We start from the raw sequence: 9,582 nt of genomic DNA, 5'->3' as shown, positions 1-9,582 counted from the left end.
GCCTGCGATAGATAAGCGGCCGCGCGGCGGAGGACTTCGTTCTCCTGCTCGAGCAGCCGGTTGCGTCGCCTGAGCTCACGCAGCTCCGCGGAGCCGTCGGTGCTGGTGCCGGGTTTGTTGCCGGCGTCGATCTCAGCCTGGCGGAGCCATTTGGCTACGGTGCCTTCGTGGATACCGAAGTCGGCACCGATCTGCGCGATCGTCGTCGACTCGTCACGGTTAAGAGCGACGCGGACGACGTCCTCGCGGAACTCTTTCGGGTAGGGCTTGGGCATGGTGACATCCTTCCAGGCCCACGCATTGGTAAGCCAGATCAGGTGACACCTATCCGTGCATCAGTCCCATGCGTTGGAGATGGGGATCTGGACGCGTCGGCGTGATGGTGCTGATCTGTCTGGCCTGGTCCATCACAGCGACCGTGGAGTTCAGTATCGTGCCGTGCGTTACGCGGAGCGACTCGCGGTAGAGGATGCTGTCGCGTCGGTCGGGTCACGTGGTGACTCGTATGACAACGCGATGGCGGAGGCGCTGAACTCATTGTTCAAAGCTGAGTTGGTCCGCAACCACGGGCCGTGGCGCGATGTGTCGCATGTCGAGGTCGCGACCGCGGAGTGGGTCGATTGGTACAACCATCGCCGTCTTCATGGCGAGATCGGGCACGTTCCTCCCGTTGAGTTCGAAGCAGTCCACGCGGAGCAGCCTGCTCGAGCATTGACATCAATTTCCAGATAGAAATCCCTCTACAAAACTCGGGGCTTGACAATGGCCGAGGCGTTGCAGGTGCTCGCTGGGCGCAACAGCACGGCGGTTGACCAGGCCGTGGACAGCCTGCAGTCAACGGGTGCGCGGCGATGCCCATCGACGCTCCACACGGCGATCGACAAGCTCCTGACCGAATCGCCGACCCAGCTTGCGCTCCACATCCCGGACTTCCTTGCCATGCTGGAGGGCGGCTGCATGCTCACCGATGGAAGGCTCGGATTCGTATTCATCACCGGCGAGGCCGTCACCCTCGACCTCCCGCAACGCTGGAGCCCCGTGATGCGGCCAGGCGAACTCGCAGCTACAGGGCGTTGCTGACCGGGCTGGCGAAGGCTTTCAGGTCTTCCCACGAGTCGGCACGGGCGGTGTCTTGCTCGTAAGCGATCAGATAGCCCCAGTGCTGACCGGCGTAGGCATCCTCAGCCACCAACCGGCGCACCAACGCCTCGGCAGCCTTACGCTTGGCCTGCACCCTGGCGTCGTCGCGGCCGCGCTCGTCCTTGCCTTCGATGATCCAATGCACCCCGTTGGTGTCCAAGGCTACGAAGTCGGGGAAGTAGCGGTCTTTCGCGTTGTAGTACACGAACGCCTGGTCTTGCGGATGCAGGCGATGCCACCACACGATCCCCGGCGACGTGTTGAGCAGGCGAGCAAGCTGGTATTCGCCGGTGAAGGAGTCGAAGGACTCCTCGGCGAATAGCGACTTGAACCAGCCGCCGTAGACCCGGCCTCGCACGAACTGGTCACGACTCTCGATCTGGTCATGCACCATCTCACCCAACGGGAGCGTGTAGCCGGTGCCGGGCATCTGCTTGGGGTGTATGGTCGGCACCTCTCGGGTGGCTCGCAGTGTCTCGGTTGTGTAGTTCTTGATCAGCGTTAGGAGTTCGGCGCGGGCGGAGTCGAGGGATTTGACGGTCCAGCCGGTGAACGTCACGGCGCGCATGAACTTCGGCACCAGGAACGTGGCGACGTAGCGGGCGGTCTGTTCGGTTTTGGGCACCAGCGACATGTTGATCACTAGTTTGACCAGCGCCTCCTCGGCGTCGGCGTCGTCGACGTAGACGGAGTCGACTACGGCGCTTTCTCGATCCTCTGCCCGGAGTTTCTTGCCTAGGGCGGCGATGATCTCTTTGCGCAACAGCACGTCCCCAGCAGAGGTGACCCGACGCGCCGCTTGCTCAATCTCGGCGTCACTGATTTCTGACAGGTCAATGGGCGGCTGCTGCACAGTCATCGTCGTCACCGGGAATCGGTAGGACACGTCAGCAAAACTCGGGTTCCCTCCGATCGAAACCAACTCCCAGGTGGACTGATCCTCCTGCTCGGTGATGGCGCGAACCCCGACACCGGGCAAACCCGCGCCCGGGGTATCACTGCCGCCGACGGGAACGGTGCCCGGCTGCGGAGCCACACCACCGGCGACCTCACCACTGGCACCGGTGCCCGGTTCAGAACCGGTTGTCGTCGTTGGTTGGTCACCGTCGGTCGTGGGCGTACCTGTACCCGCGCCGGACTCTTCGGCGGCTTTACGGATCGCCTCCTCAACCTTGGCTTTGTCGGGCTCGGCGATGGCTTCTTCCAGACCGAACTGCCGGAGCACGTTCTCCGCATTGAGCAGCTCGGTGAAGGACTGGTGGGCGATGATGTCGAGCTGATCGATCTGCCACACACCCGTATACCGGCCGAACGGCAGCCGCAGCCCGCGCCCCATCGTCTGCTGAGTGAGCACCTCAGAAGCCATCGCCCGCAACGTCACGACGACCGCGATGTTCTTGACATCCCAGCCCTCTTTCAGCTTGTTCACGCTCACCACCGCCAGCACCGGCGATTCGGGCCGATCCAATTCGTCGAGGCGACGCTGGGTCAACTCATCCTCATGCTTGGAATCCACCTGCAGCACAGCCGATTCCCGGCCGAGGTACTCCGGGGTGCGCAACAGCTCGGCTACCTGGGTTGCATGCTCAACATCGGAACACACCACGAACGCGACCGCGTTCACATGATCACGGTTCTGGGAAGCCGCGTACGAGTCGTAGTAGGCCTGCTTGAGCGCACGCAATTGCAGCGCGTCACGCAACTGTTGCTCTTCGGAGGCCTCATCGGTGCCATATCCAGTCTTGCGGAACGCCAACACGGGGGCCTTCACATACTTGTCCTGGATGGCGCGGTAGAGCGGGTACTCGAAAATGACGTGATCGGTGGCCTTGTCCACCGAAGCCGTCAAACCAATCGCCGCTACTGGATCGAGTTCCTTCAACGCTGCATTGAACGCGACCGCGCTGGACCCGTACAGGTGGGACTCGTCGGCGATCACAACCAGATCATCGAGGTTCTTCAGGTAGTCGAAGAGCACGCCGGCGTTCTCATCGAACCGGCGGGGCTTACGGCGCATCGCGTCCTGCGTGGCCCCGTGGGTGTCCCCCTCGGCTTCCTTCGGCGCGATGAGCTGCTGAATGTTGAAGATAAACGCCAGCATTGCCACTTCACGGCCGAACGCGAGTCGGGCCGGGCCGTTCTGCCGGGCGATCCAGGCCGAATAGTCCTGCGGGGTGACCACCTCAGGCGGCACCGCCGAACCCGTGATGTACCGGGGTGAGCCCGGCGTGAAGTTCTGCACCGTCTTCGCCTGCACCGTCTTGCCCGGGGTGACGATCACGACGTTGCCGACCCCTTGACGGCGCAGATACTCCACAAACGCCGCCATCAAATACGTCTTGCCCACACCCGTAGCGAGGTTGAGCACCTGCATCACAGCAGGGTCGTAATCACCATCAAGAGTGAAGACTAACTTGCGCAGCGCCTCCTTGTTCGGAGCACGCAGGTCGAACTCGGCACTGATCGACTCCAGCATGTCCGAATCAAAACTGATGTTGAGCCTCATCACTGGTCACCACCCTCGCTGTAACGGAACACATCATCGGGTAAGGCAACCACCCGCGACCCCTTCACCAGTTTGCGTAGATGCTGGCGCACGCCGTCCATCACCGTGGTCGCAGCCAACACGATCGTCTCGCCAGGCTGGATCTTTGAGGCCAGCCAGTCAACGATCTCGGTTGTGGCCACGCCCTCCACCACCTTGAGGAGGGCATTGCCCCGGCGGGCGTCGAACACGTAATCATCATCCGCATGCAGCAGCGTGAACCCGAGATTCGCAGCCACCGACTCGATCAGAGTCTGTCCGGTCGCGGCCGCAGTTAGCATCACCCTGTCCAGTTCAGGGGCGTAGTCGAAACACGCAGGCGACAGATGGGCGACCTGGAAGCCGCCGCCACCACGCCAGTTCAGCACTTCCTTCGTGCGCCTGGTCTTCGAGGCAGCCTTCAGTGTCTTCACCTCGACGCTCTTCTTTAATTCCGGGTCGTCCTTGATCAGCTTGTTGAGCACGCTCGTGAATTTCGCGGCGTCCTCCGGCGAGACACCATCAGGCAGCCCGTCTACCGTAGCGTCGACTCGTTCGCCCCTCGTCCGGGTTATCCCTCCCGGGTCGTGATCGTTGAGCACCTTCTCCAGGCGAGGGCGCGTGAACGTCGTGAACGTCGACTCCAACAACTCACACGTCACCCAACGCCGCCCCATCTTCTGCGCCACCGCCGCCGTCGTCCCCGACCCAGCAAACACATCCAACACAATGTCGCCAGGATTCGAACCGATATGAATGATGCGTTCGAGAAGGCGCTCCGGCTTTGGAGTGGAAAAAGGGTTTTCAACTTCCGGGAACATCTTATTCAAATGATCCCGTTTAGCTTCTTGATTGTGTCCAGCTTCATCCGCGTTCCACCAAGTTCTAGGAACAAGACCTGTTTGAACGTCCGTTAGGTAGCGCTTTATAACCGGGAGAGAATCTCCGTCTTTACCGAACCAAACTCGACCATCTGCTCGGGCTTCCGCCAAGCCCTCCGGGCTGAATCGCCAATAACGTCCCTTCGGTGTGACTACTCGCCCAGATGGCAGCGTTACTGGAAACCGATTCTTTTCGGTGCCGCTTTTCGCTGTACCGTTGTCCCCTTGCAGCCAAGGCCCTCTTGGATCGTTATCTGGGTTCTGGTACCGGGCATCCTGCGATGCTAGTCGAGGGAGCAGATTACGTACGTTCTTCCACTGCCTGCCGCTTGGCGCGTAAATCAGTATAAGGTCGTGGGCTCCAGATATGTCGGTGTCATTTCTGCGCCCTTTGTCTTTCTCCCACGCAACAGTGGCGATGAATCGATCCGCCCCAAACACCTCATCCATCAGCACGCGCATCCGGTGTACTTCGACGTCGTCCAGGTGAACCCAGATGGAGCCGTCGTCGGCAAGCAGCTTCTTCATGTGGTGCAGTCGGTCGCGCATCATGGTCAGCCAGATGGAGTGCTCTAGGTTGTCCTCGTACGAAGCGAACGTCTGCGCAGTGTTAAACGGCGGATCGATGTAGATCAGTTTCACCTTGCCGACGTACTTCTCGGCAAGCTCGGGCACGCGGGTGAGGGCTTCGAGGACATCGCCCGATTCACCCAAGATCAGCAGGTTGTCATCCTGGGGCTCCAGGTCAGCGCGCTCGGAGTAGGCGAACTCGTCAGACTTCGGTGTCTGGCTGCCTTGCACATAGTCGTCCAGCACGAGGGTGTGGGTTTCGCAGTAGCGCGGATCAGAGGGGTCAACCCACATGTAGCCGTACTTGCCGGTCTCAGTGGGGATGAGAGCCTTGTCCTTGTTGTACCAGGTGAGCTGCAGGCGTTGAGCGGTCATCTAGTCGGTCTCTCCCTTCATGTCGGTGGGGACGACCTCGCAGATGTCGGCGATGTCGCAGTCGAGTGCTTCGCAGATGCGGGCAAGGACGTCGGTGGTGACGTTGCCGCCGCGTCCGAGTTTGGACAGGGTGGCTGGACTGATGCCTGCACGTCCTTGAAGTTGGGTTTTGTTCATGTCGCGGTCGATGAGGAGTTTCCAGAGGGGCTTGTAGCTGAAGGCGCGGTTAGTTGTCATCTGTTTCCTCCAGATCGATCAGGTCTTCGTCCTGGGCATCGAGCAAGAAGCCGTAGCGTCCTTCTCCTTCGCGTTTCGTGAATACGATGAGTTTGCATCGGTCCTTTAGTGGTTCTATGTCGGGCATGAACTTGGTGTTGTCAGCGATGATCATCTGACCGCCGTCTTGTTCGAGGGCGAGGTAGTCATAGAGGGCAACGGGGATGGTTTCACGGGCTTCTTGAAGCTCGGGGTCGAGCTGTGGATCGTCGAGCCCCAGTAGTGGGGTGTCGATGATGAGCAGGCCGGGGTTGTGTGTGGCGCCCTCGGAGGCGAGGTATTCCCGGAGGGCGAGCATGACAGCGGTGTTGACGAACGACCGGTAGCCCTGCCCTTCCTTCGCTTTGGATTTGCCGTTGATGACAGCATCGAACAGTTCACGCGAGAATCGGGCATCTTTGAGTCTGGGGAACGCGCAGGCTCCAAGGATGTCGAGCAGGTTGGTGCCCATCTGCGGCCAGAACGTTTTCGGGTATTCGTCGAGCGGATTGAAGTTGCCCTTGGGGAATGTGCGATTCTTGCGTTCTTCAAGTTCGTCTTCGATGGCTTGTTTGCGTTCGAGGTGCTGTTCTCTTTCTGCCTGCATGGCGATGATCGCGTTGTGGCTGGCAAGCGAAGTCGAGAGGGCTTGAAGTTGCGGCTCTAACTCGCCGCTGATGCGCCGGGAGATGCGCTCGGCTTCTGCGGCGAGATCCTGCTCTTGTTCTTGCAGTGGTGCCTGTTCAAGATCCATCTGATGGATCGTTTGACGAAGATCGTTGAGTCGGGCAGCTAGGTCGTGGCGTTCACGCAGATCGGGCTCTGGAACTGCGGATCGCGCTTCCGGTGGTAGTGCCTGCGTGCATACGGGGCAGGTCGTTGCCGGTTCCCTGTGTGCGGTGAGGGCGTGGCCTTCCTCGACGAAATCGAACCGCTCGATGCGGGCACGGTAGGAGGCGACAAGTTCCTCGTATCGGTTCCGCAGACTGCGGGATTCCGCCAGCGCGTCACGCACCTGTTGGAGGCGTGCGATGACGTCTTGCCCCTGCACGGTGGCGTGTGTGATGCGTTGCTGGACACGTTCCAGTTCTGCGGTCAGCTCATCGATGCGCTGCTGGATCTCTGCTGGGTCGCTGCTACCGAGTGCTTTGTCGATCAACTCGATTCGTTCTTCAAGCTGTTTGAGTAGCGGCTCGAGGTAGTCGATGATCGCGTTGTTACGCAATTTCCTCGTTTCGACAGACTCATCACGAGCGTAGGCGGCATAGTCCTTGCCGGTGATCAGTGACGCTAGGGCGCATTTGAACGCGGGCTGTGCGGTGGTCTGAAGAGGGAGAAGGATTGGTTTCTTGGTGCTGATCCGGTCTTCATCCGCGTACAGCGCATGCCAGAAGGTGCGCCACGTCAACGCCTGGGTTTCAAGGTTTTGATTCTTGATGATTCTCAGGTTTTCAGGGGCGTCGTAGCCGATGAGTTTGAGCCACACCGAGCTGAGTAGCGGGGAACGGCCAGACGATTGACGTTTGTAGGTTCCAGACTCAATTCGTGGGTCTGTGCTGGAGACCTCGATGTTATTGGCTCCCTCACCGATGGGGCGCGATAACGTGAGTGAGCCCTGCGCGGTGCGCACCCCCATACGCACCTCGGTGTAGCCGGAGTTTTCGTCGAGGACGAACTCGTCGGCTTTCAGCCCGAACACGTAGTCGATGCACTGAAGCACCCAGGACTTGCCGGAGTTAGACGGTCCGTAGATGACGTTGAGTCCAGATTCGAAACCGACGCTGGAGTCCCGCCGAGTGGGGTGCCCGGCCACGGTGATGCTGCTGATCCAGAAGCCTGGTGTCATCGCGTTTCTCCTTCCGGGGTCGCTGACCTGATGATCTGAGCCAGCTCGCTCGTGCTCAGGTCGCCAACCCGCTCGATCGTCTCCAACGCGGTGTCGAACAACTGACCGGCGTATCGGGAGCGGAAATGGTTGACGACTGATTCACCCTCAGCGGTAATCGTGAAGGCCGCCGGAGAACGATCTGGCTGTAGTGTCACGAATCCTTGGATCGCCAAATGCTGGAGAGCTTGGGTCATCAGGACTGTGCGCGTGTGGAGTTCCCCGCTGGCCAGTCGGTGGGTGCCGTTGAGGTTCTCTGCCCCGACCCCGAAGGTGTGGGCATTGACGGTGATGGTGTCTAGGGCACCCAAGTAGTCGGCATCCGCTGCATCTCCGAGCAGGAACAGCATGATGAGCCCGCGCAGTTCAGCTTCGAAACTTGTGTCTAGGGACGTGGCGCGCATCAATCTACCCATCCCAGCCGGTTCCGGGCGACGAGTTCGTGGCAGGAACCTTTCCGGCTCCACACGTCGATCAGGTCAATGATCTGGTCGAGCCGGACACCGTCGAGTTGGACTGCGGCTGCTTGAGCCAGTGTCGCGAGTAGGCGTTCGAGTCCGTTGGGGTACTGACGCAAGTTGGTGTCGGAGACTCCCGCGTGCATCGTTTCCAGGAACTCGTCAAACAATGGCCGCCCATCGTGGATGCAGTTCCACGATGTTTCTCGTACCCATTCGGCACGATAGAACGCTTTGCGCTGTTCTTGGAAGTGCTGAACCAGACGCGACGGGATGTCGTCCAGCTGCACCTCAACGCCGGTACGGGCTTTGTCTTCGCAATAGGCGGCCAGGAGCGCCGAAACATACACCAGCTCAGCAGGCTGAACTGTGTCCGGTGCGGGATGCTTCGGCGGTAACGCGACCGAGCGGTCACCAAGCCTGAGGCGATTCGTCTTCTCGTCAATGTACGGGATGCCAGATCGGTCGGCCTTGTCTGCCAAAGTCAAGGGCTCCGTTACGGCAGCGGTCTCACCGGCAGCTTCGGTGAACACCTTGTAGAACAGCTGGCCTAGGCCTTCGGTGACATTGCCCTTGTTGATCGACTCGTCAAGGTCGTGGAGCCGGTCGGCTAGGTCATTGAGTGCCGACTCCTCGTATGCCTGGGAGACGTTGCTGGCGAACCGAAACTGATCCCATCGCCCAGCCAGCTCGCTCGCTAACACAGTAGGCAGCTGGTCAGACCCGTTGGCGTACCCCTTCCACGTCGCCGACTTGCGCATCTCAAGCGCGGTCTTCTCGCCGTCGACGGTTCCGCGAGGCACGAGACCCATGTCGATGAGACCTGCGGTGAACTCGCCAAGGTTTCGGGTGCCTTTCATCAGCGGGCGCACCGTCGCCAAGACGGCGTGGAAGCTCGACTTGTATTCCACCGCACCGCCTCTCCATCGCGACCCATCGCTGCCCATCGCTTCCCAGCCGATCAGAAAACCGTCATCGGGGAACCTAGAACCACAAGGGCGAACAGCGAACCTGTGTTCCTTCGATCTTACAAGGCCGCTTCACTCTTGTCGCGTTCATCTTCACGAACGCGTAACCGTGTCGGAGCGAACTGAGGCAGGAGGTGAACAGGGACATGGGTACACGAAACACGAAGCAGACGTCTCGACCGGTCGCCAAGAAGGCGTCCGCACTGCTGCGCGACGGTCGCACCTCGGCCAAGACAAAGTCGGTCGCAGCCTCGGCGCTGGCTCAGGCCAAGCCGCGTAAGGGCAAGTAGCCCTCACGGCTGTCCTGCTGGCCAGACGTCAGTCGGCAGGACAGCCCAACCGCTGTGGCGGTCAGAGCCGTACCGGTCACCGGCCGGCCGCCCTTCCTCCTACACCCGCATGTGTCAAATCCCGGGTTTAGTTGAGGCTGAACGGTTGTTCTTTATTCAGGCTGCGTTGCCGATGGTCTGGTTCTCGGCGAAATGTGTGGCCTCGATCTCGGCAGGGGTCTGGTAGTCGAGCATGG

Annotated in this window: 9 protein-coding genes; 2 read left to right on the top strand and 7 right to left on the bottom strand. The window is 60.4% G+C overall.

Going from position 1 to position 9,582, the window contains the following annotated elements; genetic code table 11:
- A partial coding sequence (locus ABD883_RS12060; RefSeq protein WP_345032401.1) for a transposase occupies positions 1-275 on the bottom strand: 275 nt, incomplete at its 3' end.
- A 79-nt stretch (positions 276-354) separates the two neighbouring features.
- Between ABD883_RS12060 and ABD883_RS12055 the strand changes: the two genes are divergently transcribed.
- Positions 355-732: an integrase core domain-containing protein gene (locus ABD883_RS12055; protein ID WP_425548446.1), complete on the top strand. Its 378-nt coding sequence runs from the start codon at positions 355-357 to the stop codon at positions 730-732.
- A gap of 24 nt (positions 733-756) precedes the next feature.
- Positions 757-1,080: a hypothetical protein gene (locus tag ABD883_RS12050; RefSeq protein ID WP_345032398.1), complete on the top strand. Its 324-nt coding sequence runs from the start codon at positions 757-759 to the stop codon at positions 1,078-1,080.
- On the opposite strand, the gene ABD883_RS12045 is transcribed toward ABD883_RS12050, so the two are convergent.
- The 6 genes from ABD883_RS12045 to ABD883_RS12020 are packed head-to-tail and all read right to left on the bottom strand — an operon-like array spanning position 1,064 to position 8,999.
- Positions 1,064-3,646: a DEAD/DEAH box helicase gene (locus ABD883_RS12045; RefSeq protein ID WP_345032395.1), complete on the bottom strand. Its 2,583-nt coding sequence runs from the start codon at positions 3,644-3,646 to the stop codon at positions 1,064-1,066. The two genes, ABD883_RS12050 and ABD883_RS12045, sit on opposite strands and share 17 nt — an antisense overlap.
- Positions 3,646-5,490, bottom strand: a complete 1,845-nt coding sequence (locus ABD883_RS12040; RefSeq protein WP_345032392.1) for a site-specific DNA-methyltransferase — start codon at positions 5,488-5,490, stop codon at positions 3,646-3,648. The genes ABD883_RS12045 and ABD883_RS12040 overlap by 1 nt, the downstream gene beginning before the upstream one ends.
- Positions 5,491-5,727 carry a helix-turn-helix domain-containing protein gene (locus tag ABD883_RS12035; RefSeq protein WP_345032389.1) on the bottom strand — a complete coding sequence of 79 codons (237 nt, stop codon included), beginning with the start codon at positions 5,725-5,727 and terminating at the stop codon, positions 5,491-5,493. It abuts the gene before it with no gap.
- Positions 5,717-7,591, bottom strand: coding sequence for an AAA family ATPase (locus ABD883_RS12030; RefSeq protein WP_345032387.1), 1,875 nt, complete (start codon positions 7,589-7,591; stop codon positions 5,717-5,719). Before ABD883_RS12030 ends, ABD883_RS12035 begins: the two co-directional genes overlap by 11 nt.
- Positions 7,588-8,034, bottom strand: a complete 447-nt coding sequence (locus ABD883_RS12025; RefSeq protein ID WP_224370630.1) for an ABC-three component system middle component 2 — start codon at positions 8,032-8,034, stop codon at positions 7,588-7,590. The genes ABD883_RS12030 and ABD883_RS12025 overlap by 4 nt, the downstream gene beginning before the upstream one ends.
- On the bottom strand, positions 8,034-8,999 hold the full coding sequence (locus ABD883_RS12020; RefSeq protein ID WP_345032384.1) for an ABC-three component system protein: 966 nt from the start codon (positions 8,997-8,999) through the stop codon (positions 8,034-8,036). Before ABD883_RS12020 ends, ABD883_RS12025 begins: the two co-directional genes overlap by 1 nt.
- Between the last annotated feature and the right edge of the window lie 583 nt (positions 9,000-9,582).

The sequence above is a fragment of the Brevibacterium pityocampae genome, assembly GCF_039541555.1.
Lineage (GTDB): Bacteria > Actinomycetota > Actinomycetes > Actinomycetales > Brevibacteriaceae > Brevibacterium > Brevibacterium pityocampae.
Note: the sequence above shows the minus strand (reverse complement) of the source record. Positions and strands in the feature narration are given on the sequence as shown.

Excerpts from the sequence above, each read along its gene's own strand:
- ABD883_RS12055 (WP_425548446.1), top strand. The coding sequence starts at position 355 with ATGGGGATCTGGACGCGTCGGCGTGATGGTGCTGATCTGTCTGGCCTG.
- ABD883_RS12045 (WP_345032395.1), bottom strand. The coding sequence starts at position 3,646 with ATGAGGCTCAACATCAGTTTTGATTCGGACATGCTGGAGTCGATCAGT.
- ABD883_RS12040 (WP_345032392.1), bottom strand. The coding sequence starts at position 5,490 with ATGACCGCTCAACGCCTGCAGCTCACCTGGTACAACAAGGACAAGGCT.
- ABD883_RS12035 (WP_345032389.1), bottom strand. The coding sequence starts at position 5,727 with ATGACAACTAACCGCGCCTTCAGCTACAAGCCCCTCTGGAAACTCCTC.
- ABD883_RS12030 (WP_345032387.1), bottom strand. The coding sequence starts at position 7,591 with ATGACACCAGGCTTCTGGATCAGCAGCATCACCGTGGCCGGGCACCCC.
- ABD883_RS12025 (WP_224370630.1), bottom strand. The coding sequence starts at position 8,034 with ATGCGCGCCACGTCCCTAGACACAAGTTTCGAAGCTGAACTGCGCGGG.